The organism is Legionella antarctica, from assembly GCF_011764505.1.
GTDB classification, from domain to species: domain Bacteria; phylum Pseudomonadota; class Gammaproteobacteria; order Legionellales; family Legionellaceae; genus Legionella; species Legionella antarctica.
Map to the genome: position 1 here is coordinate 747499 of NZ_AP022839.1, position 23454 is coordinate 770952.

A 23454-nucleotide genomic window follows, 5' to 3' on the forward strand; every position below is an offset into this window, starting at 1 on the left:
ATATCATTTTTTTAAGTAAAGCTCCATCGATAACTTACCCATAAAAAGTGTCCCTTATTATTGTATTCTTCGGAGGCAACTTGAGCAACCAGTTCAAATTTGATTTTTTTGATATTTTTTGATAAAATAAAGAACAACTTGTTCCAATTAATTTTATTTTGATTCGAAATTCAATTAATTCTTATTTTTATAAGGTTAAATAAAATGGGTATAGAAAATTTACTGCAACAAATAAATGAAAATGCGGGAAATCTTTCAGGTAGCACAGTAAAAATTGAGGGAATAAAAACTACAAAAGATGTTGACCAATTAATTGAATTATTATCAACAGACTCCTTAAAAATGGGTAATTTAAATATTAAAATTGATGATGGAGTTTCTGATTACTTCATTTCAAAATTCATAAATATGGAAACCAAACCTGCAATTACAAAATTGACATTATCTGATATCAAATTATCTCACGAAAGTTGGAAAAATTTCTTTGTGGGATTAAAAGGTTTTAAAGGCTTAAAGGATCTTCATCTTGAAAACAGTAACTTTGATTATAGTAATGATCTCAAGTACTTAGGTGAGTATATAGCTGGCAACCCAACATTAAAAGAAACCAATCTATGTAGTGATGAAAAAATAGGTGACACAACTTTTGAATCTGGCAGCAAGGCTTCAGAATTACTTAGCTATTTGCAAACAAATACAAATTTAATTTCTATTAAATATGGCCATCCGTTTGATGACATACTTAGCACGAATTTAAGTAATGCAATAAAACAAAAACTTGATGCCAATGCCTTAGTAAGCTTAAATGAAAAAAGAATTTCAGAATCGGTGTCTTTATTAAAGAATGATACCTATTTACTAAAGTTAAGGGGAAAATTAGAGCAATTTGTAATCGCAAGCATTGAAGACTCTCTACTTAAAGGCACAGAAAATGAGAGTAAAATCGAATTAGATGTTTACGGTCTACCTATGAGTATTAAAAATATAAATATTGAGCTTGCTAAACTTCAAGAAAATTTTCATATGGCTATGCAAGATGAAGATTTTAGTAAAGGTAGCCAGATAGATAGAATAAAAAACCTGGGAAAATATTACTATTCGCAGTATTGTTTAATTGGCGTACTCAATGAAATGTATCAACAGGAGTTGGAAGCAAGCTCACATGATAAGCCTATCTTGCATAATCTTCGTGAAGACTTTCTTAAAAACTGGAAAGCTGCTGCAAAAATTGAAGATATAAATTTACGAAATCAAAAAATAAATGAAGTAGTCGAAAGTATGTTGCAAAACTGTGGGCACGCAAAAGGAGAAGTTAAAGATAAGGCTAGCGGAGCCTTAATCAAAAATGCGCTATTGATTCTTAGTGCGATATTGACTTTTGGTATATCCCTAGGTATTTACGCTGCTGTGACTAAACAATCAAGAGCAGAAAGAGGCAGCTTTTTCTTCAAAGATACTGAATTAAGTGGAAATAAAATTGATGAAGTGAAAAAGAAACTAGAAGACGTACAAACGGAAGTAAAAAAATACCAAAATAATCAATAAGCCCGAGAGTCAGCCCACGGCTCCTCCCCATTGGCTGACTCTCCTATAAAACCATTAGGGTGAAACAAGAATTCTGTCGCAATAATAATTACAGTTGAGGCAGAATCTTGGCAACTCTATTAACCTATCCCCAAAACTGCGTTAAGAAAAATTTTGTCTTTTTTGAGAAATAATGGCAGAGTTGATTAATCGGATAATAGGCCACCGGCTAAAATGGAAAATTGCTGGCCAAAACCCCATAATGACTGAATTTAATATGTTTATGCCCTTGGAATGAGTTATGAAGCCATCGGCGATCACTTAACAGAGATGTATAGTCTTGAAGTATCACCAGCAAAAATCAGTCAGATTACAGACCGATTAATCCTTGTTAGTACAGAAACGAAATCGCCCTTTAGAAACTCGCTACCCAATTATATTCTTGGCTGCCAACAGGGAAGCGTTATCACAATATTTAAGTATTCAGAAGCGCTAAGACGGATTATTTATACCACCAATATTGTTGAAAGATTTGTAAGCGCCAAACCAAAGACCTACTTGTCTTCATACTGTAAAACAGGAATGATTCTTTGATCCTTGAGTAACTCTGGGTTGACGTTGTAGGGCAATAAGAGTTGAATATCATGCTCATTATTACATTTGGCGACACTCTCAAGCGCGAATTTAAAGTAAGCAAAGACATCCACGCTATGCTCTTTGCATGTTTGCACTAGAGAAAAGAGAATACTCGAAGCATCAGCACCTTTAGTTGATGTATTAAACAACCAATTTTTCCGCCCGATCACAAAGGGTTTGATGGCGCGTTCAGAACGATTATTATCTATTTCAAGCCGACCATCATTAATGTATTGCGTGAGACTATCCCAGTGCTTTATTGAATAAAAAAGTGCTTTTCCGAGTGGCGACTTTGGCAAGGTGGTTTTTTGTTGTGTTAACAACCACTGCTTGAACTCACTTAAAATCGGCTTGGCTTCAGTCATTCGTGCCTGTTTAACTTGCTCATTTGTTGCCTTGTCTTCTTTTAAGCGCTTTTCAATAGCATAAAGTTTCGCGAACCACTCAACCGCTGATTTAGCAATACCGGGTTTGTTTTTAGTGGCTTTGACAATATCAACAAAGTAACGTCTGGCATGCGCCATACAAGCAACATGCTTAATGCGCGACTTATCAAGATTTACATAAGCACTGTAGCAATCGGCATGAAGATAGCCTTCAAACGAATCAAAGAACTGCTTGGCAATCGCATCTTGGCGACTCGAATGATATTGATAAACAAAACAGCGCTTATCTGGTGGACCCCCACCAAAAAGCCACATGTAGGAGGTGCTGGTTGATAACTTGCCTTGTTCATTAAGGACTTGAAGTACGGTTTCATCAGCATAGGCTACATCATAGCTTTGTATTTGTGTCACCATTTTATCAACGATGGGCTTGAGCAGCTCGGCAGCTTTTACCACCCAGTTACCCAAATTAGTACGACTAATCTCAGCGCCCATGCTTTTAAACATATCCTCTTGGCGATATAGAGGTAAATGACGGTTGAACTTAGCATCAATGACCGCTGCCACAAGACCTGCCGTGGCAATGCTCTTTGGAAAAGGTTGTTTAGGTGGCTTGGCTGTTTTAATAGTATCTTCGCATGACTTGCAGGCGTATTTTCTTCTGATGTGAATCACGCGATAAGTGACTTGAGGCAATACATCAAGTTGCTCACTGGTTTCATTGCCAATGTGTGTTAAGGCACAACCGCAAGCACAGTGTTTGTCTGCATCATTGATGTCATGAATGTGCTCGATATAAGGCATGTTTGAGGGGAGTGGCTTGCGGCCAGGTTTTTTCTTTTTAATCGTAATGGTTTTGGTTTCAATAACTTCTTCAGATGTAACATCTTGTGAGCTCAACAGTTCTGCTTCATCAAAGCCTAAATCCAGCTGTTTGTCTTCTTCAAGCTTCTCGCTTTTTCGGCCAAATTTAGCGTTTTTTAATACAAAGAGCTGATGGTGCAGCGCAGAAATAATAATGTCTTTTGATTGAATATGTTCTTGGTGTTTTTTCTCGGACTCGACCAATTTCAGCTGTAAATCAGCCACCATTTGTTCCATGGTTTTGGAGTCTTTTTGAGTGATGTAATTGGTCTTTTTCATGGGCTTATTATACCAAAAAACCAGTGGCCAAACCATCATTTGACCCAATAAAACCAACACGTTTCATTAATAAAAACCACTGTAATCAAGGGCTTTATTCTGAGCCATCAGGTCATAATCAAGGCCTGCCAATAACCAACTTAATTGCTTGTTATCAAGTGTTGCAACATCCATATTTTCATCATATTTTATGATTTTAAACCGGCCTTTTTCCAGACGTTTATAAATCAGGACAAAGCCATTCTTGTCCCAGTACAGCAACTTCACTTTATCACGAGCCCGATTATAGAATAGAGTCAGTGAACCATCTTGTACAGTGGACCCCATTGTCAAGACAGCGATCCGTTTAATTTAAGATATAACTTTAATTCTACTTTCTTTCGTTGACGAGGGTGCGTAGCACACGAGTCAACCACAATAGCAGTTAATGAAACACCTGTTATTGAGCCTGTGGGTATGTGGGCGCGAAGCCATCGAGTGTGGTCAAGCGGTGGATAACGTCTTTTTGTTATCCATGGCTTGTCCACATGTCCCGAAGGGCGATGGCTGATCCGCAGGACGCGTCCACATATCCACAGGCATTCCATTACGCTGCAGCCTCATATAGGCCAGCATAAACCTCTGACGGCGTGTATATTCCAAATGATTGATGAGGTCTTTCGTCGTTATAAAACTTGAAATACACCCTTAAACCATTTCGTAGTGCTAAAACTGTTCCGTATTCTTTTATGTAAATATCTTCATATTTGACTGAACGCCATAGCCGTTCAATGAACACATTATCCATCCATCGACCTTTCCCGTCCATGCTAATTTTGATGTCATGGTCTTTTAAAACATCGGTAAACGCCTTACTGGTAAACTGGGAGCCTTGATCCGTATTAAAAATATCAGGCCTGCCGTGGAGCCTGATGGCGCTCTCCAACGCGCTTACACAAAAGTCATCATCCATGCTGTTTGATACCTTCCAAGAGAGCACCTTGCGGCTATACCAGTCCATTATTGCCACCAAATATACAAAGCCTCCTTGCATCCTAACGTAGGTAATATCGGTGCACCAAACCTGATTGGGTCGATCAATCACTAAACCACGTAGCAAGTAGGGATAAACCTTTTGTTCCTTGTTCTTTTTACTCGTATTCGGCTTTGGTGCCACTGAAACCAGACCCATGATCCGCATCAAACGCTGCACTCTCTTACGGTTAACGTCATGGCCAAGGCGACGTAAATAAGAACGCATCTTTCTGCTTCCATAGAAAGGATGGCGCATGTATTCCTCATCAATCAAGACCATCAAAGCCAGATTCTCTGGGCTCTCGGTACATATTCCTTCGCCAGCAGTGCGATAGTAGCTAGCGCGTGACAAATTAACCAATGCACATTGGCGTACGATGCTGAGTGTAGGGTGATTGACATCAATCATGGCTCGCTTCTCCCGCACGCTCAACTTAGATGACCGGTCTTTTTTTTAAGCCAGTCTAACTCAACCGCTAGCTGGCCTATTTGCGTGTATAATCGATCTCGTTCTTGTATGATGGAGTCCATGTCTTTGTCATGCTTGCCGCTAAACAATTGCTTGCTTCCATCCAGTAATTGTTTTTTCCACAGATTGATTTGTGTTGCATGCACCTCAAATTCAGATGCCAATTCATTGGTCGTCTTGTGACTTTTTAATGCCTCAATTGCTACCTTTGCTTTGAAGTCAGATGTAAATTTTTTTTTAGCCACTTGGTACCCCGTTTAACAATGGTTTCTATTTTACACCACTGTCTCATTTTTGGGGTCCACTATATTGTACTATATGGCTCGATAGGTCACTAATAATATAACTCAAGCCGTTAATTGATTTGCGCATATCTATGGGCTGGCTGTATAAATAAATCTGCTGCTGGTCAAATGATATCATCGTGCATCGCCTAATAGCTGGATAAGCGCACTGGCTTTGCTGATGTCTGCTTCAGTTTTAATGTGCAATTTAATACCCGTAGGTAGGATAACTTCCAGACAGGATGTCGGCGCAGCTTTAACTTGGGATAGTTCACGTGCTGGGGTCGTTGATACCTTCAACAGCTTCGGCTCAGCGTTCCCGGAGATCTTTTTATTAAGTCTTCCGCGCCAATAAACAAATTGCTTATATACCAGACCTTGTTGTTCACAAAATTTTGGTTGCGCTAATCCACTTGATTCCCAGAGGCTGTTTTGCTCTGACCAATAGGCCTGTCGATTTGAACTCATACTCATGTCTCCTTTGTTTGTAATTTAAAGGAGTTTGAGTTAATTCACTTGTCCTGTGTAGATGGGGTTGCTTTGGCGCTTACAAAGATTTCACCGAAAAATTCGTAAGTATATTAAGAATAAGGGGGCTTTCACCCGTGAAAACGTCTTACTTAAATTAACATACTGTGCATGCCAAAAAATTCTGGAAAAGTAGAATCAACCTATGCATAATTGGGCACGTAGTGCATCTCGGCTCCAAATTTTCTTCGATGGAAGATTGGATTTAGAGTTGAGATGAATCAGAAGCTGACAGTTAAATGAACACTCTCCACCTGCATGATGTTCCTTTGTAACAAGGGATGCATTTGATCCTTTCTGCGCTAGTTTGTCGATCCTTTACTGTAACAAAATCGTCTGAATTATGGCGTCAGCCATGATTTAGATGATCTTGTCCTGAATTAGCGGTTTATTTTTGCAAATATATTGTTCTCTATGATATTATATTTCACCTATTTTTAGCTTGTTATGTATATTGTATACCAAAAAATCGAAGATTTACTTCAGAATTACGGTAAGGTGCTAACTGCAACATTGAATGACTCTTTGGCTTCTAAACCTAATTATAGTGAAATTTGGCCTTGGGCCGCGCATGCTGTGGATATATTCAATGGAAATCAAAGTAAATTTTCTTGACAATTTAAGACTCGAAGCCAAGTTTGATGACTTTACTGTCACATCCGATCAACCCATTCGTTATAAAGGTGATGGATCAGCTCCGAGCCCCTTTGATTATTTCTTGGCGTCATCAGCTCTTTGCGCCGCTTACTTTATTAAGGTGTATTGTAAGGCCCGTAATATCTCCACTGAAAACATTCACTTATCGCAAAACAATATTGTCGATCCAGAAGATCGCTATAACCAGATTTTCCAAATTCAGGTTGAGCTGCCCGATGATATTTCAGGCAAAGATAGAGAAGGTATTTTACGCTCTATCGACCGCTGTACTGTGAAAAAAATAGTGCAAACTGGTCCAGAATTTAAAATCGAAACCGTTAAAAACATGGGTGCTGATGCTAATGCCATGTTGATGGGCCAACCAGAAGGGGAGCAAAGCACTTTTATTCGAGGCAAAGACTTGCCCCTTGAGCAAACTATTAAAAACATAACCGCTATATTAGCCGACCTTGGCATGAAGATAGAAATATCCTCATGGCGTAATATAGTGCCTAATGTATGGTCTTTACATATTCGTGATGCCGCCTCGCCTATGTGCTTTACTAACGGTAAAGGCGCCACTAAAGAAAGCGCACTATGCTCGGCATTAGGCGAGTTTGTTGAGCGCCTAAATAATAACTTTTTCTATAACGATCAATTCTTCGGTTTAGAAATCGCCAACAGCGAATTTGTTCATTATCCTAACGAAAAATGGTTTGCATTAGATAAAGATTCTCTGCCAGCGGGTATTCTGGATGACTATTGTCTGGATATTTACAACCCAGATAATGAATTAAAGGGATCGCACCTGGTTGATACCAACTCAGGCAATAAAGATCGCGGCATTTGTACCATTCCCTACACTCGTAAATCGGATGGAGAGACCGTCTATTTTCCTTCAAACCTGATTGAAAATTTATTCTTGAGTAACGGCATGAGCGCGGGTAATAACCTACACGAAGCCCATGTGCAATGCTTATCAGAAATATTTGAGCGCGCCATAAAACGTCAAATCATTGAGCAAGAAATTGTTCTGCCAGATGTGCCAATGAGAGTGCTCGAAAAGTACCCTGGTATTTTAGCGGGCATTAATGGCTTGGAGGAGCAAGGCTTCCCCATTGTTGTGAAAGATGCCTCATTGGGCGGACAATTCCCTGTAATGTGTGTCACCCTGATGAACCCAAGAACCGGTGGTGTCTTTGCTTCTTTTGGGGCCCACCCAAGCTTTGAAGTGGCGCTGGAGCGCAGCCTTACCGAGTTGCTGCAAGGTCGCAGTTTTGAAGGCTTAAACGATGTACCAAAGCCAACCTTTAATAGCATGGCGGTTACTGAACCTGAAAACTTTGTTGAGCACTTTATTGACTCTACAGGAGTGATTTCTTGGCGTTTCTTTAGCAGTAAATACGACTATGAGTTCTGTGAATGGGACTTCTCTGGCACCAGTGAAGAAGAAGCAAACGGGCTGTTTGGTATCTTGGAAGCCATGGGCAAAGAAGTGTATATTGCTGAGTTCACTGACTTAGGAGTATCAGCTTGTCGTATTTTAGTGCCTGACTATTCAGAAGTTTATCCGGTTGATGATCTTATTTGGGACAACACTAACGCGGCGCTAAATTACCGTGAAGACATCTTAAATCTCCATTCATTAAACACTGAAGCCTTAGGCAAGTTAGTTAATCGCTTAGAAGAGAGCCAGTTAGATAACTATACCGATATTCGCACCTTGATTGGCATAGTGTTCGATGAAAATACTGTCTGGGGCAAGTTGACTGTAATTGAGCTTAAAATCCTGATTTATCTGGCACTAGGCTCCCTTGAAGACGCTTTCGAATTAGTCGGTGAGTTCTTGCAATTTAACGTTAATACAATCCAGCGCGATCTGTTTTATCAAGCGGTAAATGCAGTACTTGAGGTCACCTTGGACGAAGATCTTGAGCTTGAGCACTTTATCGAAAGCTTCAACCGCATGTTTGGTATCGAGATGATGGAAAACGTGGTTGGCTCAGTCACAGGTAAGATACGTTTTTACGGCTTAACCAAAACCAGCATGGCACTTGAAGGCATAGAGCCTCATCTACGACTGATTGAAAGCTATAAGAAATTACACCAAGCGCGCAAAAGTAAAAGCAGGGGGCTAAACAGATGTTAGCGTCAAGAAAAGGGGAATCGAAGTTATTAATATCAATCGTAACAGAAAGATTACTATTATTTTAGGTAAATCAAATTATTCCATTTGATAAATAAGTTTTTAAATTACTTTTTAACTATTTGCCTCCCTGATACCAGATATGGAATTTTAAAATTATATTATTCGGAATCTGCTTGAAAAGGTAGTTTCAGTCTGAATGTAGCGTATCCGTTCGGTGAACTACGGGTTGCATTAGAAGAAGGGGTTAATTCATCTTGAGATTAAAAGGAAGAAGATTCGTGAAGTCTTCTGCGGTTTTACAGAAGCGGATTTTTTCGAAGAGGACTTTGAGGTAATCAAAAGGATTAAGGCCATTGGACTTAGCTGTTGCAATAAGGCTATAGAATAATGCCCCAGCATGAGCCCCTCTAGGGCTTCCAGACATGAGCCAGTTTTTTCTGCCCAGAGCAAAAGGCCTAATGATGTTTTCAATGGCATTATTATCAATCTCGAGCATCCCATCAAGCAAATAAGCAGTAAGCTCCTTCCATCGCTGAGACATGTAAACTAAGGCATCACCCAGCTTTGATTTGGGTACCGCATTTTTTAAGGATTGGTCAAGCCAAGTCTTTAAAGCGTCAAGAATGGGTTTTGATTGTTCGAGCCTTATCTGATAGCGTTGTTCTGCCGTATAGTTCCCATCCCGAGCAATTTTTTCAATGGCATAGAGCTTTTGAATATACGCCACGGCCTGATGTGATTTACCTGTGGTTTTAGCCAGTTTGACAAGCTCAGCAAAAGGACGTCTGGCATGTGCAAAACATCCCAAATGAATAATATCAGGATGGTCATCAACCCAGTCATAACCAACATACCCATCTGTTTGTAAATAGCCTTTAAACTCTTTAAGTAGTTCTTTAGGCCATTGGGCTTGTCGGGTTTCACGATAATCAAACACAATGATTTTTTTATCCGGTTTGTGATTCTGGTATACCCACATATAGCTCTTGGATGTATTTTTTCGATTAGGCTCATCCATCACCTGAAGTGGTGTTTCATCGGCCTGAAGGTAGTTTGATGCAACCAGCTCTTTGATTAGAGCGTTCCTCATTGGGCTACATACCTCAGATGCTGCCATTATCCATCCACATACTGTATTGCGAGCCATCTCAATGCCCATTCGTTTCCAGATGTGCTCTTGACGGTATAAAGGGAGGTGGTCTTGGTATTTACTAATAATGGCATGAGCTACAAGGCTTGGTGTGGCAATGCTTTTAGGAAGGAATAATTGCGGCATAGGGGCAATGCTTACCCCTTCATCACAACGATTACATGCATATTTGGGTCGCACATGGGCAATGACCGTCAGCTTTGCAGGAACAAACTCTAGCTGTTCCGTGACCTCTTCGCCAATACGTTGCTTCATACAGCCGCAAGCACACAGTTTTTCTTCTTCTGCAATGTCATGCTCAATGGTTTCACGGGGTAACTCTGGAGGTAATGGGCGTCGTACTGGTTTTTTGCGAGTATAGGTGACCGTAATTGTATTATCTTCTTGCGGCAGCTCTGTGACCTCTATGCTTTCTGCTTCATCAAATTGCAACTCGCCTTGCAGAATATTGTGTTCAGATGAGGGAGAGTATTTACGCTGTTGAGCCAGTTTGAATTGCTCTAGCATATTAAAATACTTTTGCTTCCATTCCAGAGCTTCTTTTTTTAATTGATTAATTTCTTCCTGCAAAGGCATTAAAAGTGATTGGTCTTTTGAGGAAATCATGGCTGGTTTAGTGCTTGTTTTAATGGTGATATTATACCATAACCACCATGATTTCTTCAGTGTTTTTCAATGAAAATCACGGTAAATCACCGGGTTTCCTCCTTGATGAAAGGTGAATTTATTGCTGGCCATGAGCCATTTTAAGTGCTCTTTTGTCAGCTCAATATGACCTTGGGTATTGCGGGGGAAAATGAATTTCCCTTTCTCTAATCTGCGGTACCATAAGGTAAAACTCTGCTCTTCATAGTACAGTGCTTTTAACTTATCTCCTCCTCTGCTACGAAACAAAAATAAATGACCTGCACTAAGCTCCATTCCAAAAACTTCATGCACCAGAATGGCTAGAGTATTAATGGATTTGCGCATATCAGTTATTCCACAATATAAATGCACTTGAACATCATCTGGAATTAACATAAGGTCATCAACTCCCTTAATAATATCAGTCGGTGTTGATGGTCAGCTGCATCAAGTTCACAGCGTATTTTATTAGGGAGTTCAATAACTAATTTAAACACTGCCTTAGCAGAAGGTAATGGAGTAATAATAAGTGGCTCAAATAAAGCCTCTTTGGCTGGGGTAACTGCTTTAGACTCTTTCTTGAATTTATTGCGATAAAATCTGAGCCTGGAGTCTGATATTCCTTTATTACGGCAAAATAATCCTGGTGCTAAACCACTTTCCTCATAGGATTTAACCATGTCACTCCAGTACTCATCTCTTTTTGTCATCGTCTACTCCAATAGTTATGGTGTAGCGATCTTCTTCAATTTTCACTTATTCCTCTAGGTGTATTTCACCGAACGGATACTTTTAAACATATCCTCTTGGCGATATAGAGGTAAATGACGGTTGAACTTAGCATCAATGACCGCTGCCACAAGACCTGCCGTGGCAATGCTCTTTGGAAAAGGTTGTTTAGGTGGCTTGGCTGTTTTAATAGTATCTTCGCATGACTTGCAGGCGTATTTTCTTCTGATGTGAATCACGCGATAAGTGACTTGAGGCAATACATCAAGTTGCTCACTGGTTTCATTGCCAATGTGTGTTAAGGCACAACCGCAAGCACAGTGTTTGTCTGCATCATTGATGTCATGAATGTGCTCGATATAAGGCATGTTTGAGGGGAGTGGCTTGCGGCCAGGTTTTTTCTTTTTAATCGTAATGGTTTTGGTTTCAATAACTTCTTCAGATGCAGCAGTTCCCGTAACCTACTCAACAGTAATATAGGCGCGGTTTTCTGGACACAAAAAAAGGTTTTTTAAGAGCTATTCTTCTTAATACAAAGAGGAGAATAAAATGTCTAAAAAGCGAGCTTATTATACGGCGGCCAAGAAGGCAAAAATAACGCTAGCTGCGATTGAGGGGAAACTCACACAAGCGCAAATTACCAGTGAATACGGTGTTCACGCAACGCAGGTAAAAACTTGGAAGCAATCGGCCATCAAAGCCATTAACGATTTATTCTCTGGGGCTAATGAAAAAGAAGCCAAGTCCCAAGAGCAGCTTGTTGAGGCATTATATCAAGAAATTGGTCGACTTCAAGCGCAGCTATCTTGGCTAAAAAAAAAGCATGAACTTTAGTCTGGATGAAAAGCGCGTCATGATTGATCCTCTTGCCGAGCTCACCATTCGTGAACAATGCTTGCTATTAGACTTGCCTGTTTCAAGTTATTATTATAGTGCCAAGCCCATTTCTGTCGAAGATGAAGCGCTTATGGCGCTACTTGATGAGCACTATCTGCAGTATCCATGTGAAGGTAAAATTAAGCGGGCAAGATGGCTGTCAAAAGAAGTAGGCTATCCTGTTGGTAAACGTCGAGTAAAAAAGTTGATGGAAATGATGGGGTTATCGACTGTTTACCCAAAGCCAAATACAAGCGTTCCCAATAAGGAGCATGAGGTGTTCCCTTATTTATTAAAAGAGGTGGATATCACCAAACCAAATCAGGTTTGGGCCGCAGATATCACCTACATCCGCATGAAAGGAAAGCATGTGTATTTAGTAGCTATTATGGACTGGTATAGTCGTTATGTGATTGGATGGGCTATTTCACCTACTATGGAGGCTGAATTTTGTATTGAGGCGCTTAGAAACGCTTTGCTGCATTCGCGTTGTGAGATCTTTAACACGGATCAGGGTTCTCAATTTACCTCAAAAGATTGGATAAATACGCTAAAATCTCACCACATTTCTATCAGCATGGATGGGCGAGGACGTTATTTAGATAATATATTTATCGAGCGATTGTGGCGTAGTGTTAAGCAAGAAAAAATCTACCGGTATGATTTTGATACAATTGAAGAGGTTGAGCTGGCCTTAACGGAGTATTTTGAGTATTATAATAACCGAAGGCTTCACCAGTCCTTTAATTATTTAACGCCCGCAGAGGTGTATTATGGCCGGAAAAGACCATAAACCCTAAATGAGAGCGTCATGACTTACCCACAAGGCCCACAGGCCTATACGAGAAAGTGAAGCTCTCCTGACCTGTGGACTTGTGGATAAGTCATTCTGATAGAGTTGTGGTAAAATGACCTAAGACAATTCGTAGTAGCAATCACTATTCATACGGTATTGAGTAGGTTTAAATAGGTTAATTTGAGTGAATTTTTAACTATAAATGATGGATGAATAGCTCTTATTTTTCCTTAATTTTGTTCCAGACATGCGGACCCATATCAGTATGTGCAGGTGGGCTAAATCCAGGAAACAGTAATGATCAACAGCCAGTGTATTCGCCAACTGATCCAAATGGTACTACAGGCGACACTTGTTCATTTGATACTGATTGTGGTCCGGGTTCAACTTGTTATAAAAGCGGTGGTTCTATATACGGTACTTGTCTTCATAACTAGGCTCGAGCAATTAAAAACGATATAGAAATCATAACGGTTATCTTCTGACTTTTAGCTCTTGACAGTAATGTTGTTCTACTGTGATGTTAATTCCTGAGTAGTGAAGCCTAAAATAGGGGAGGATCTTTTAAAGCAGGTGTGTAATCAAAGCTAAATCCTAAATCTCTTTCGTTCCACGACTCGTTGGCTCAGTTATTTTTATAGTTAGAGCTCTTTCATCACTTAACAACTCAACCAAGCGCTTACGTATGAGAGCAAGCTCCATATTCAAAATTCCATGAGCCATTGGTGAATATGCCCCCTTTTTTAGTATTACTTTATCAAAGTCATACGAAAAATATTTGGACATACTGTACAGCAAGTCTGTGAAATAATTTATTCTATTTTCTTCCCATCTTTCTTGAGCATTCTTGTCTTGGTTTTGTGGATAGGAGTTTAGGTGATCACGATATATATTCCAAGTACCTCTAATTTCTTTTTCATTATAAAATTCAATATCAATAAGATTTAATGCTTGGACATGTTCAAGTGAAACTGTATCAGCTCGAGTAGCAAGGAGGGTTTTGAAAATATACAGTTTTCTTTGGTTTTGCTCATTGAATTTTTCAATTTTTTTCTGAATCTTTAAGGCAATTACCGGGGAAAATAAAATAGCAAAAATAGTTATTAAGCCGACTATAGCAGTTATCAATCCTACATGGGCATCGAAAAAACCTATCATGAATTATCTCCCTAACATAATGGTTAATCGAACGACCTCTATTAATCTGTCTACATTGCGTCTACATGGAAAATTCGAGATTTCCTAAAACTACCGTAACTACTTGATTTTATTGGTGGGCCCACTAGGACTTGAACCTAGGACCAACGGATTATGAGTCCGCTGCTCTGACCAACTGAGCTATGGGCCCGGAGAGGGTCTCATTTTAAACTTAATTTTACTGATCTTCTAGTGTTTTTTTCTTTTTTTTAACACTACTTTCTTAAAATATCTAATGGATAGAGTAAAAGGAGACTTAGCTGTTTCGTCATTACAAACTCTGATCCATTTTAGTTCAAATTTTGGTTCTCAAAATGAATTATTTAAATTACTGCTTAAACAGCAGCAATTTAAATTAGCTTTCATCGCCTTCCAGGAAGCTTCTTAACTTCTCTGAACGTGATGGGTGGCGTAGTTTACGTAGCGCTTTTGCTTCGATTTGTCGAATACGTTCACGGGTCACATCAAACTGTTTGCCTACTTCTTCCAGGGTATGGTCGGTATTCATTTCGATACCAAAACGCATGCGCAGTACTTTAGCTTCACGTGGCGTTAGCGTTTCCAGAATTTCCAGTGTTGCTTCGCGTAGCCCTTCAGCTGTTGCCATATCAATGGGTGATTCAATGTTGTTGTCTTCGATAAAGTCACCCAGGTGGGAGTCATCGTCATCACCAACGGGTGTTTCCATTGAAATCGGCTCTTTAGCAATTTTCAGGACTTTGCGAATTTTATCTTCGCTTAATTCCATTTTTTCTGCTAATTCTTCAGGAGTTGCTTCACGGCCTGTTTCCTGGAGAATTTGGCGGGAAATACGATTGAGTTTGTTAATGGTCTCAATCATATGAACCGGAATACGGATAGTACGTGCCTGATCCGCAATGGATCGGGTGATGGCCTGTCTAATCCACCAGGTTGCATAGGTAGAGAATTTGTATCCACGACGGTACTCAAATTTATCTACTGCTTTCATCAAGCCGATATTACCTTCCTGGATCAAATCAAGGAATTGCAAGCCTCGGTTGGTGTATTTTTTAGCAATCGAAATTACCAAACGTAAATTGGCTTCAACCATTTCTTTTTTAGCCCGTCTGGCTTTAGCTTCACCAATGGACATTTTACGGTTGATGTCTTTAATTTCACTAATGGTCAAGCCATATTCTATTTCAAAAGAGGCCAATCTGGATTGCAGGCGAAGAATTTCATCGGTATATTCTTCAATGCGTTGCATGTCGAGTTTTTTACTGTTCTTACTGGTCAGTGTTTCTAACCATTTAAGATCTGTTTCCTGGCCGGGGAAGGTATCTATAAACAGTTTGCGTGGAATGCGTGCTTTTTCTATGCACAGACGCATGATACCACGTTCAAATTCTCTAATATGATTACGTAACTGGCGGAAGTGACGAGTTAATCTGTCAACTTGTCTTGAAGTTAATTTCAGTTTCAAAAACGAGTCTGACATGGTTTCAAGTAACAGGAGTGTCTTTGCATTTGTACGACCGTGCTCTTTTAAAGCGACCATAGCATGGTCGAAATTCTCACGCAGTTCATCAAAATAAATTTTGGCTTGTTCCGGATTAGGGCCGTCATCAACCTCAGCCAAACCACCTTCGCCATCTTCGTCTTCTTCGTCATCATTGGCAAGGCCTACTTCTTGCTGAACGTCATCAAGCATAGAACCGATGCTCGCTGCGGGAGCTATTTCTTCTTCTGAGTCTGCAAAACCACTGATAATTTCGTTGAGACGAATCTCTTCTGCATTGAAACGATCGTAATCGTCAAGAACCAGTTGTACGGTTTCCGGATAATGAGCCAATGCTCGGAGAACCTGGTAAATACCTTCTTCAATACGCTTGGCGATGCGGATTTCACCTTCTCGAGTCAGTAATTCTACTGTACCCATTTCACGCATGTACATACGTACTGGATCAGTAGTACGTCCTGTTTCTTTATCCACGGAAGCAAGTACCATCGCAGCTTCTTCGATATCAGGCACTTCTTCTGTATTTAACAGGAGTGCCAGTTCATCATCACCTGGTGGTTGCTCAAACACTTTAATGTTCATGCCTTCCAGCATGCTTATAATGACATCAAAATGTTCCGTATCTACTATATTAGGCAATAGATCATTGATTTGACTGTAAGTCAGGTAACACTGTTCTTTTCCCAGGCTGATGACTTTAGTTATCTGCGAGCTCTGCTGTTCTTGGTCATTTATGGTCATAGGCACTTCTTTTAGGGACAATTAGGAATTACAAAAAGGTTTTGATTATAAACTGGGTAGCGGAAACATGCCAGTAATTCAGTTTTTATTTTTCCATGTTCATATGGATATGCTTTTCCTTAATCATATTCAATAATTCAGTTCTTTCAGCTTCAGTCAAGCCTATCTGGCGTGATTTATCCATTAATTGTCTGATAAATAATTCTCGATTTTGTTTTTGTAACAACAATATTATATCAATAAATTCTTTAAAAAGCTCTTGTTCCGGAACTTGATGATCCCAGGCGGCCAGTTTGTTAATCGAGTCAAAATAACTGCTGTTTCGCCATGATTCAATCAAGGTGGCCGTATTTGCCTGAGGATTACTTGCTAATTGTTGCAGTAGCTTAAGTAAAATGGGGTGTTCCTTGTCATCAAGTAAATCAGGATTAATATGCTGTAAACTTTTAGTATAAATTTCCGGATTTTGCAAGAGTAGGGCAACGGCAATACGTGCAGGGGTACGAGTAATATTTGTCACGTGATCCTGCGGTTTAATCTGGGTTTGATCGGTAAGAAGTAAATTTAGTCTATGACTTTCTATATGGGTTAATCGCGCCAAATCATCGATAAGCAATTGTTTATAGGAGCTTTCTGACATTTTTTGCAATAAAGGCTTTGCCAAATTGATTAATTGGGTTTTCCCCCCGGGACTTAAAAGATTAATATCTTTTGCCAAGGTATCATAAAAAAAGTGATGGAGGGGTGTTGCGTGTTGGAGACGAGTTAGAAAATTCGCCGTTCCCTCTTCCCTGACTAAACTATCGGGGTCATGACCATCGGGTAAAAACATAAAGTTGGCATCTAATCCTGCATTGAGATGGGGCAAGCTGCTTTCAAGCCCTCTCCATGCCGCATGTTTTCCCGCAGCATCCCCATCAAAACAAAAGATAAGTTGTTTGGTATGTTTGGCAAGTAATTGAATATGATAGGAACTGGTCGCTGTCCCTAAGGTAGCTACCGCATTTGAAATACCATGTTGCGCCAGAGCAATGACATCCATATAACCTTCAACAATGATGATGCTGTCAACTGTTTTTTGCTGGCTTAAAATTTGATGCAAGCCATAAAGTTCGCGACTTTTTTGAAAAATTACAGTTTCTGGAGAATTAAGATATTTGGGTTTGTGATCCTCATCCAAAACACGCCCACCGAAACCAATGATTCGGCCGTGGCGGTCATGGATGGGGAACATAATTCTGTTTCGATAGCGGTCATAGATTTTCCCGTCGTCATTTTTAACCAACATTCCCGTGGTGATGAGTTCTCGTTGAGACAGGGGAAATGTTTTTTCCAGATGATGCCAACCCTCGGGGGCAAATCCTAGTTGATATAACTTTGCTACTGTCCCGCTCAGTCCTCTCTGACGTAAATAGTCTATGGCAACCTGACCATCGAGTTTTAATTTTTTTTGATAATAGGCACTGACTTTGTTGAGCAATTTGTAGAGATCGTTCGATGAATTATTTTTTTCTAATTGACCCTCGCGGGGAACACTCAGACCCAAACGTGTAGCCAGAGTTTCTAGGGCGTCAATAAATCCCAGGTTTTGGTAGTTCATCACAAAACTAATTGCATTACCTGATGCACCACATCCAAAGCAGTGATAAAACTGTTTTTTGGCGACTACGTTAAATGAAGGGGATTTTTCATTATGAAAAGGGCAACAGGCAACATGGCTTGTTCCTCTTTTTTTTAGAGGAACATAGCTATCCACTAGTTCAACCAGTTCGGTTCGATGCAGGAGATCATCAATGAATGGCTGCGGGATTAAGCCAGACATAGCTATTCTCAGCTCAACTGGGCCTTGATTAAGGCACTCACTTGAGTCATATCAGCCCGTCCCTGCAACTGGGGTTTAAGCTGCCCCATTACCTTGCCCATATCAGCCATTTTTTCAGCGCCGGTTGATTTGATAGCTTCGTTTATCAGTTGCTCTATTTCTGCTGCAGATAAAGGCTCAGGAAGATATTTTGCGAGGATGGCCAGTTCATATTGTTCTTGAGCCACCAGGTCATCACGATTTGCTTTCTCGTATTGGGCAATGGATTCTTTGCGTTGTTTACTCATCTTGTCTAATATGACTAACATGCGGTCTTCATCTACTTCAATACGCTCATCCACTTCAATTTGTTTTATTGCAGCAGTAATTAAACGCAAAGTAGTGAGCAGATTTTTATCTTTCGCACGCATGGCATCTTTAATATCATTATTGAGACGTTCTTTAATGGTCATGTTTTATTTTCCTCAAAAACGAAAAGGCCACATAAAATGTGACCTGAACTTAAAGCATATTATTCACTAAAATAGCTAAATTTTGGTGAATGGCTTGGTAAATCTTATTTACGTCGGTGTTTCATGCTGCGTCGTGACGAAGTATCACGAGAAATCTTTTTCAGATGACGCTTTACTGCAGCTGCTTGTTTACGTTTACGCTCAGCAGTTGGTTTCTCATAAAATTCTCGACGGCGTAATTCGGTTAAAATACCGGCTTTTTCACAAGAGCGCTTAAATCGGCGCAGTGCATATTCTGGGTTCTCGCCTTCTTTTACACGAACGGTAGGCATTAAACTAATCCTCTGGTTATTTGATCTTATAGGTGGGCAATTCTAGTGCTAGTTTTAGTACGCGTCAAGTTAAATTGAAGTTTAACACAAATCTTCTTCATATTTTATTAGCAAGACTACGATTAAGCTTATGATATAATCAAAAATTACGAAAATTTGTTGTTTGTATGAATGTTTTTTGAGGTTAGTCATGTTGGTATTAGGTATTGAGTCCTCTTGTGATGAAACAGGACTGGCTGTTTATGATTCGGATTCAGGTTTATTAGCTCATGCACTGCATTCACAAATTGAAACCCACAAGGTGCATGGCGGGGTTGTGCCCGAACTGGCATCCAGAGATCATGTTAATTATTTAATCCCTTTAGCAGACCAGGTTCTCAAAGAGGCCCAACTTAATAAAAAAGATCTGGATGGGATCGCTTATACAGCTGGACCGGGTTTAATTGGTGCCTTACTGGTAGGCTCCTGCTTTGCAAAAAGTTTGGCGTATGCCTTAAATATCCCTGCCTTGGGAATTCACCATTTAGAAGCACATTTATTAGCCGCAAAAATGGAAACTCCTGCACTGGAATTTCCATTTATTGCCCTTTTGGTTTCTGGAGGTCACTGCCAATTAATTGAAGTAATCAACTTGGGTGAGTATCGGTTATTGGGTGATACTCTGGATGATGCAGTAGGAGAGGCTTTTGATAAAACAGCCAAACTTATGGGTATTCCTTATCCGGGTGGGGCTGTACTTGCCCGACTTGCCGACCAATGCAAGTCAACCCCTTATCGTTTTCCGCGCCCTATGACCGATAGGCCTGGATTGGACTTTAGTTTCAGCGGATTAAAAACCCATGCCTTGACTACCTGGAATCAAAGCGGGAAAGAAGAAAAAGATCGATTGGAAATTGCTAAAGCATTTCAGCAAGCAGTGGTAGATACATTAATTATTAAATGTAAAAGGGCAATAGAACAATCTTCTTGTACCCGTTTGGTAGTCGCCGGAGGGGTAGGAGCTAATAAAGCCTTGCGGCTTGCCCTGCAGGAATGGATTAAAAGTATTAATGGACAGGTTTATTTTCCTGCTCTTGAATATTGTACTGACAATGGGGCTATGGTCGCTTATGCCGGTTGTTTGCGAATGTTGCGTGGGGAAAAAGATGCAGGATCTGGGGTCGATGTCAAAGCTCGTTGGCCTTTGGCTTGATATTCTTTACTTTTGAATGCTAACAACCTGAGGGTTACTGAAGCCAAATAATTATTTTACCCTTTTATTAATTATACCCGCTTGCTCTTACATTGAGTGTAAGCAAGAGAGTTTTGAAGTAGATGTAATGCTGCATTGAGGGGCTCTCTTGCTAGTGCTCGAGGTGACCTACATCTATTGAGCCTGGGATGTCATATAGTTGGTTCGAGATGTCTTGTGTTGCCATCTAAGTACCAATAGAGGAATGAGCAGAAACAGCCTGATGATTTGGTTCACTTTGGGCCGTGAGTGCAGGGAGCACTGCATTTTTGAATGCCTCTGCGTAGGCATCAGGGCTTTGTACAAGATGAGCATATACATCATAAGGCAGGTTTTTAGCATTGTCGCTATTTCCCCCTAAACGAATATCCCCGAGATTGACTTTGCCATCAGTGTAGTATGAGACCATACTCCTCGCTTCCCATTGCAAAATAGCTCCCGTACCTCTGATAAATGGATAAGAGCGAACAAGATAGAAGATTAGGTTACCTAATTCAGTTACAAACTCCTCATTATTGTATTCCTTGTTTCTACATTTTTCTAAAAAATGATTATCGAAAAATTGCAACATCTTTTCATAATCATTTCGGTTCAGTATAGAAAATTGAACAGCCACTTTGGTGGGTTTGAGAGTGGAATTTTTGGATCTTTTAAATGTTGTTGTCATCACTTCATCTGGAAGCTCGATCTCATCACCATCATTAAGTTTTAGAGACAATTTATGAATTTGTTTCACCTCAAATATATCTTGGGATTGTTCAAGATCAGCCACACCCGTTAAAGCAGAATAATCATATTCCCTGCATATAATTTTGGAAACAAAAGGAAATAAGGAGGTGTTTATTACTGATTTATTATCGTTGGCATAAGTATCTATGTTGGATTTTCTTATTCTATCACCGCCAAAATTCCGAAAAATCGCAGACTCTTTACGGAGTGAGGCAATAGTTTGTCTTGTTTCGGCCGCAAATTTTAACAGTTCTGCCAAAGATTTGTTTTCTTTGAGCATGGTGACAAGCCTGTTCTCAACACCTATGCAGAAAATACTCCACATCCGTTTATAGCTTTCTTCATCCTGACTTGCAGAACCAAAAAACATGTAACCAGTGACCGAGGTTCTGGCAGGGCAGGATTTATCTATAAACGAATCAGTCGCCAGAAGGGGGATGAGAGTCTCCTGCATTAAAAGACTAAGTTGCTCGAGAGAGCTGATCTGCTTACGAAGTAGGATTAATTTTTTATGTGCGTCCTCTGCTGGTAACTGTAATATTCTCTCTAGTGCCTCAAAATTAGCATCATTAAGCAGATCATATTCAGACAGTACGGTTAAGATTTCCGAAATACGGTTAAAATTTGCATAAATCGATTTTAATTCTTCTATTTCTGTTAATTGAGTGTGCTCTGGGGCAAACTTCGAATATATTGTTTGAATGAACGCTCTATTTTCCTCATCATGTCCTGGAATACAAGTTAATAAATCAGCAAAATTAAGTTCATATTGTTGAATTTTTTTTGAATAGTAGGCAGGTGTTAGTTTTTCGGCACACAATGTTAGTTCCTTGATACATGCAACAGTAGCGGCTTTAAACAGGTTGATACCCAGGAGATTCACGTCAAAAGAAGCAGAGTAACCTTGTTCTAAAGAAATAATATCACTATCTGCATGAGGATAATCGGCCTCCAGTTGTTCAAGTACTCTTTGAAGTTCCTCAATGTCTTTGATTAATAACTTATGGATTAATGTAACCTCTTCACCTGATGGGATTTTTGACATATCCCGGGCAAAGTTAGAACCTTTCAGCCAATCAGTTGATAATTTCTCTAGCAAGTATTTGGGGGTGTATTTCTGTTCGTATTCTTTCAATACTGCAGACAAGCCAATTATGTAGTTTTTTAAAACGTTTGCTTCTGAATCAGCTTCTCCAGTTTGGGCATCATTTATAGTCAGCATTTTATTTAATGATAATTGACGGATGATTTTTTTGATTTGTACTTTCTCCAGAAAGTCTAATCTGTAGCCGGCACCATCCATAACTATTTTTTTAAATTGATGTTTAGTTTGCGAATCGACAAGATAAGTAACAGGTTCTTCTTCAGCAATGGAGAACCTTTCTAGAAGGATTTTCTCAGTTATTTGGTCTGGATGACTGTTGTCAAGAATAAATTCAATTGCCTCTAATCTCAGATAGGGGATCAGTCCCCAGTGGCTAAAGACATCTGATGTGAATCGAAAATTAATTTTCATTTTCTTTTTTCTGCAGCAAAGAATTGTTATTAATAATTATAGTTGGTTCATTTACTCCTTGGGGCTTTCTAATGGAGTTTTTCTATTCGGTTTAGCAGTTTTTATTGGTTTTTTTGCTACTTTCTTGGTGGGTTTCTCGTTAATGACTGGCTTATCAGCTGTTGTTTTTATTTTCTTTGATGGTTCCTTTCTATTGCTCATTTTTTTTGCTTTAATGTTAACTGATTTTATTTCTTTAATCGGCGTTTTTGTTTCAAGAAGTGGTATTTCCTGAACCATCTGCTCCTCTGTTTCTTTACCATTCATATCCGGTGATGCTTCCATCACTTCTTCTATCACATTGGTTTTTAAGTTGATTTTAGGTTCTATACCATCGAGAAGCCGGGTAATGTTATTTCTATGTTTGAAGAGCACAAGCAGAGCCATAATAATCAGTGGGGGAAAAATACCAAAATGAGGTATTAGTAATAAGGTATAAAAAGGCGCCAGAGTAATGGCAACCATCGATGCTAAAGAGGAGTAACGGCTAAATTTAGCTACTAATAGCCAGGTAGCAGCAACCATAACACCAATTATGAAGTGAAAACCTAACAAAGCGCCTATAGCTGTAGCTACACCTTTTCCACCTTTGAATTCAAAGAAAACTGGATACATATGGCCAACTACTGCGGCTAAAGCAGTAAAGGCTACAATGACTGCATCGGCATCGAAAATTTTGGCTATTAATACAGGAATCGTTCCTTTAAGAAGATCTGCAAGCATTACCAAGGCAGCATAATTTTTACCGGCAATACGCAAAACATTGGTCGCTCCAGGATTTTTAGAGCCTTTCATGCGCGGGTCAGGTAATGCAAACAAACGACAAACGATGACCGCGGAGCAAAAAGATCCCATCAGATATCCAATAGTTACAAATAGTATAAACCAAATCACCGATCGCTCCTTTTTGGAAGTAATTTTATTATCAGGGAAACTTTATTTGCAAGCAACTTAAAGTTTTTTAATCA

Annotated in this window: 19 protein-coding genes, 1 tRNA gene and 3 pseudogenes; 7 read left to right on the forward strand and 16 right to left on the reverse strand. The window is 39.6% G+C overall.

What is annotated here, in order from left to right; translation table 11 throughout:
* The first annotated feature begins 204 nt into the window (after nucleotides 1-204).
* Both HRS36_RS03715 and HRS36_RS19010 read left to right on the forward strand, forming a co-directional pair.
* Nucleotides 205-1545 (forward strand): leucine-rich repeat domain-containing protein, encoded by a 1341-nt coding sequence (locus HRS36_RS03715; protein ID WP_173236294.1) that lies wholly within the window; start codon nucleotides 205-207, stop codon nucleotides 1543-1545.
* A 258-nt stretch (nucleotides 1546-1803) separates the two neighbouring features.
* Nucleotides 1804-1975: pseudogene (locus HRS36_RS19010) on the forward strand (transposase); the annotation flags it as partial.
* Between the two features lie 103 nt (nucleotides 1976-2078).
* Here the strand turns inward: HRS36_RS19010 and tnpC (HRS36_RS03720) are convergent.
* The 4 genes and pseudogenes from tnpC (HRS36_RS03720) to tnpA (HRS36_RS03735) all read right to left on the reverse strand — a co-directional run bounded on the left by tnpC (HRS36_RS03720) (nucleotide 2079) and on the right by tnpA (HRS36_RS03735) (nucleotide 5924).
* Nucleotides 2079-3728, reverse strand: coding sequence for an IS66 family transposase (gene tnpC, locus HRS36_RS03720; RefSeq protein ID WP_226905466.1), 1650 nt, complete (start codon nucleotides 3726-3728; stop codon nucleotides 2079-2081).
* 27 nt (nucleotides 3729-3755) lie between these two features.
* Nucleotides 3756-4016 (reverse strand): IS66 family insertion sequence element accessory protein TnpB, encoded by a 261-nt coding sequence (tnpB, locus tag HRS36_RS03725; RefSeq protein ID WP_173236295.1) that lies wholly within the window; start codon nucleotides 4014-4016, stop codon nucleotides 3756-3758.
* Between the two features lie 259 nt (nucleotides 4017-4275).
* A pseudogene (locus HRS36_RS03730) lies at nucleotides 4276-5417 on the reverse strand (IS3 family transposase).
* Nucleotides 5418-5591: 174 nt separating this feature from the next.
* Nucleotides 5592-5924 (reverse strand): IS66 family insertion sequence element accessory protein TnpA, encoded by a 333-nt coding sequence (tnpA, locus tag HRS36_RS03735; RefSeq protein ID WP_173236269.1) that lies wholly within the window; start codon nucleotides 5922-5924, stop codon nucleotides 5592-5594.
* 79 nt (nucleotides 5925-6003) lie between these two features.
* On the opposite strand from tnpA (HRS36_RS03735), the pseudogene HRS36_RS19015 reads away from it, so the two are divergent.
* Together HRS36_RS19015 and HRS36_RS03740 are read left to right on the forward strand one after the other, a co-directional pair.
* Nucleotides 6004-6204, forward strand: a pseudogene (locus HRS36_RS19015) (IS256 family transposase); the annotation flags it as partial.
* 369 nt (nucleotides 6205-6573) lie between these two features.
* A complete protein-coding gene (locus HRS36_RS03740; protein WP_173236296.1) occupies nucleotides 6574-8769 on the forward strand; it encodes an OsmC domain/YcaO domain-containing protein in 2196 nt (731 codons plus the stop codon).
* A 244-nt stretch (nucleotides 8770-9013) separates the two neighbouring features.
* Here the strand turns inward: HRS36_RS03740 and tnpC (HRS36_RS03745) are convergent, their stop codons facing one another.
* The 4 genes from tnpC (HRS36_RS03745) to HRS36_RS03760 all read right to left on the reverse strand — a co-directional run bounded on the left by tnpC (HRS36_RS03745) (nucleotide 9014) and on the right by HRS36_RS03760 (nucleotide 11643).
* Nucleotides 9014-10525 (reverse strand): IS66 family transposase, encoded by a 1512-nt coding sequence (gene tnpC / locus HRS36_RS03745; protein WP_173236282.1) that lies wholly within the window; start codon nucleotides 10523-10525, stop codon nucleotides 9014-9016.
* Nucleotides 10526-10591: 66 nt separating this feature from the next.
* The gene (tnpB, locus tag HRS36_RS03750) at nucleotides 10592-10942 is read right to left on the reverse strand and encodes an IS66 family insertion sequence element accessory protein TnpB (RefSeq protein ID WP_173236281.1); all 351 of its coding nucleotides are present in this window, start codon (nucleotides 10940-10942) and stop codon (nucleotides 10592-10594) included.
* Complete coding sequence (gene tnpA, locus HRS36_RS03755) at nucleotides 10936-11256, reverse strand: IS66 family insertion sequence element accessory protein TnpA (protein ID WP_173236280.1); 321 nt, start codon at nucleotides 11254-11256, stop codon at nucleotides 10936-10938. The genes tnpB (HRS36_RS03750) and tnpA (HRS36_RS03755) overlap by 7 nt, the downstream gene beginning before the upstream one ends.
* Before the next feature lie 54 nt (nucleotides 11257-11310).
* Nucleotides 11311-11643, reverse strand: coding sequence for an IS66 family transposase zinc-finger binding domain-containing protein (locus tag HRS36_RS03760; RefSeq protein WP_226905563.1), 333 nt, complete (start codon nucleotides 11641-11643; stop codon nucleotides 11311-11313).
* Between the two features lie 181 nt (nucleotides 11644-11824).
* On the opposite strand from HRS36_RS03760, the gene HRS36_RS03765 reads away from it, so the two are divergent.
* Both HRS36_RS03765 and HRS36_RS03770 read left to right on the forward strand, forming a co-directional pair.
* Nucleotides 11825-12109: a transposase gene (locus HRS36_RS03765; protein WP_173235475.1), complete on the forward strand. Its 285-nt coding sequence runs from the start codon at nucleotides 11825-11827 to the stop codon at nucleotides 12107-12109.
* On the forward strand, nucleotides 12099-12944 hold the full coding sequence (locus HRS36_RS03770) for an IS3 family transposase (RefSeq protein ID WP_173235473.1): 846 nt from the start codon (nucleotides 12099-12101) through the stop codon (nucleotides 12942-12944). The genes HRS36_RS03765 and HRS36_RS03770 overlap by 11 nt, the downstream gene beginning before the upstream one ends.
* Before the next feature lie 597 nt (nucleotides 12945-13541).
* On the opposite strand, the gene HRS36_RS03775 is transcribed toward HRS36_RS03770, so the two are convergent.
* The 6 genes from HRS36_RS03775 to rpsU all read right to left on the reverse strand — a co-directional run bounded on the left by HRS36_RS03775 (nucleotide 13542) and on the right by rpsU (nucleotide 18971).
* A complete protein-coding gene (locus HRS36_RS03775; protein ID WP_173236297.1) occupies nucleotides 13542-14105 on the reverse strand; it encodes a DUF6680 family protein in 564 nt (187 codons plus the stop codon).
* A 113-nt stretch (nucleotides 14106-14218) separates the two neighbouring features.
* Nucleotides 14219-14295, reverse strand: a tRNA-Ile gene (locus HRS36_RS03780).
* Nucleotides 14296-14499: 204 nt separating this feature from the next.
* Entirely contained in the window at nucleotides 14500-16365 is a 1866-nt protein-coding gene (rpoD, locus tag HRS36_RS03785; RefSeq protein ID WP_173236298.1) for an RNA polymerase sigma factor RpoD, read from the reverse strand.
* Nucleotides 16366-16450: 85 nt separating this feature from the next.
* Nucleotides 16451-18187, reverse strand: a complete 1737-nt coding sequence (gene dnaG, locus HRS36_RS03790; protein WP_173236299.1) for a DNA primase — start codon at nucleotides 18185-18187, stop codon at nucleotides 16451-16453.
* Between the two features lie 8 nt (nucleotides 18188-18195).
* Nucleotides 18196-18639 carry a GatB/YqeY domain-containing protein gene (locus tag HRS36_RS03795; protein WP_173236300.1) on the reverse strand — a complete coding sequence of 148 codons (444 nt, stop codon included), beginning with the start codon at nucleotides 18637-18639 and terminating at the stop codon, nucleotides 18196-18198.
* A gap of 104 nt (nucleotides 18640-18743) precedes the next feature.
* Entirely contained in the window at nucleotides 18744-18971 is a 228-nt protein-coding gene (gene rpsU / locus HRS36_RS03800; RefSeq protein ID WP_018576467.1) for a 30S ribosomal protein S21, read from the reverse strand.
* A 190-nt stretch (nucleotides 18972-19161) separates the two neighbouring features.
* On the opposite strand from rpsU, the gene tsaD reads away from it, so the two are divergent.
* On the forward strand, nucleotides 19162-20163 hold the full coding sequence (gene tsaD, locus HRS36_RS03805; RefSeq protein WP_173236301.1) for a tRNA (adenosine(37)-N6)-threonylcarbamoyltransferase complex transferase subunit TsaD: 1002 nt from the start codon (nucleotides 19162-19164) through the stop codon (nucleotides 20161-20163).
* 226 nt (nucleotides 20164-20389) lie between these two features.
* On the opposite strand, the gene HRS36_RS03810 is transcribed toward tsaD, so the two are convergent.
* On the reverse strand, nucleotides 20390-22447 hold the full coding sequence (locus HRS36_RS03810; protein WP_173236302.1) for a hypothetical protein: 2058 nt from the start codon (nucleotides 22445-22447) through the stop codon (nucleotides 20390-20392).
* 51 nt (nucleotides 22448-22498) lie between these two features.
* Complete coding sequence (gene plsY, locus HRS36_RS03815) at nucleotides 22499-23380, reverse strand: glycerol-3-phosphate 1-O-acyltransferase PlsY (protein ID WP_173236303.1); 882 nt, start codon at nucleotides 23378-23380, stop codon at nucleotides 22499-22501.
* Nucleotides 23381-23454: the final 74 nt, after the last annotated feature.

Bases quoted from the DNA above. Each gene is read 5' to 3' on its own strand.
- HRS36_RS03795 (WP_173236300.1), bottom strand. From the start codon at position 18,639: ATGACCATTAAAGAACGTCTCAATAATGATATTAAAGATGCCATGCGT.
- HRS36_RS03760 (WP_226905563.1), bottom strand. From the start codon at position 11,643: ATGCCTTATATCGAGCACATTCATGACATCAATGATGCAGACAAACAC.
- rpoD (WP_173236298.1), bottom strand. From the start codon at position 16,365: ATGACCATAAATGACCAAGAACAGCAGAGCTCGCAGATAACTAAAGTC.
- HRS36_RS03775 (WP_173236297.1), bottom strand. From the start codon at position 14,105: ATGATAGGTTTTTTCGATGCCCATGTAGGATTGATAACTGCTATAGTC.
- HRS36_RS03770 (WP_173235473.1), top strand. From the start codon at position 12,099: ATGAACTTTAGTCTGGATGAAAAGCGCGTCATGATTGATCCTCTTGCC.
- HRS36_RS03765 (WP_173235475.1), top strand. From the start codon at position 11,825: ATGTCTAAAAAGCGAGCTTATTATACGGCGGCCAAGAAGGCAAAAATA.
- tnpB (WP_173236281.1), bottom strand. From the start codon at position 10,942: ATGTTAATTCCAGATGATGTTCAAGTGCATTTATATTGTGGAATAACT.
- tnpC (WP_173236282.1), bottom strand. From the start codon at position 10,525: ATGATTTCCTCAAAAGACCAATCACTTTTAATGCCTTTGCAGGAAGAA.
- HRS36_RS03810 (WP_173236302.1), bottom strand. From the start codon at position 22,447: ATGAAAATTAATTTTCGATTCACATCAGATGTCTTTAGCCACTGGGGA.
- tnpC (WP_226905466.1), bottom strand. From the start codon at position 3,728: ATGATGGTTTGGCCACTGGTTTTTTGGTATAATAAGCCCATGAAAAAG.
- tsaD (WP_173236301.1), top strand. From the start codon at position 19,162: ATGTTGGTATTAGGTATTGAGTCCTCTTGTGATGAAACAGGACTGGCT.
- tnpA (WP_173236280.1), bottom strand. From the start codon at position 11,256: ATGACAAAAAGAGATGAGTACTGGAGTGACATGGTTAAATCCTATGAG.
- tnpB (WP_173236295.1), bottom strand. From the start codon at position 4,016: ATGGGGTCCACTGTACAAGATGGTTCACTGACTCTATTCTATAATCGG.
- HRS36_RS03740 (WP_173236296.1), top strand. From the start codon at position 6,574: ATGGAAATCAAAGTAAATTTTCTTGACAATTTAAGACTCGAAGCCAAG.
- tnpA (WP_173236269.1), bottom strand. From the start codon at position 5,924: ATGAGTTCAAATCGACAGGCCTATTGGTCAGAGCAAAACAGCCTCTGG.
- HRS36_RS03715 (WP_173236294.1), top strand. From the start codon at position 205: ATGGGTATAGAAAATTTACTGCAACAAATAAATGAAAATGCGGGAAAT.
- dnaG (WP_173236299.1), bottom strand. From the start codon at position 18,187: ATGTCTGGCTTAATCCCGCAGCCATTCATTGATGATCTCCTGCATCGA.
- rpsU (WP_018576467.1), bottom strand. From the start codon at position 18,971: ATGCCTACCGTTCGTGTAAAAGAAGGCGAGAACCCAGAATATGCACTG.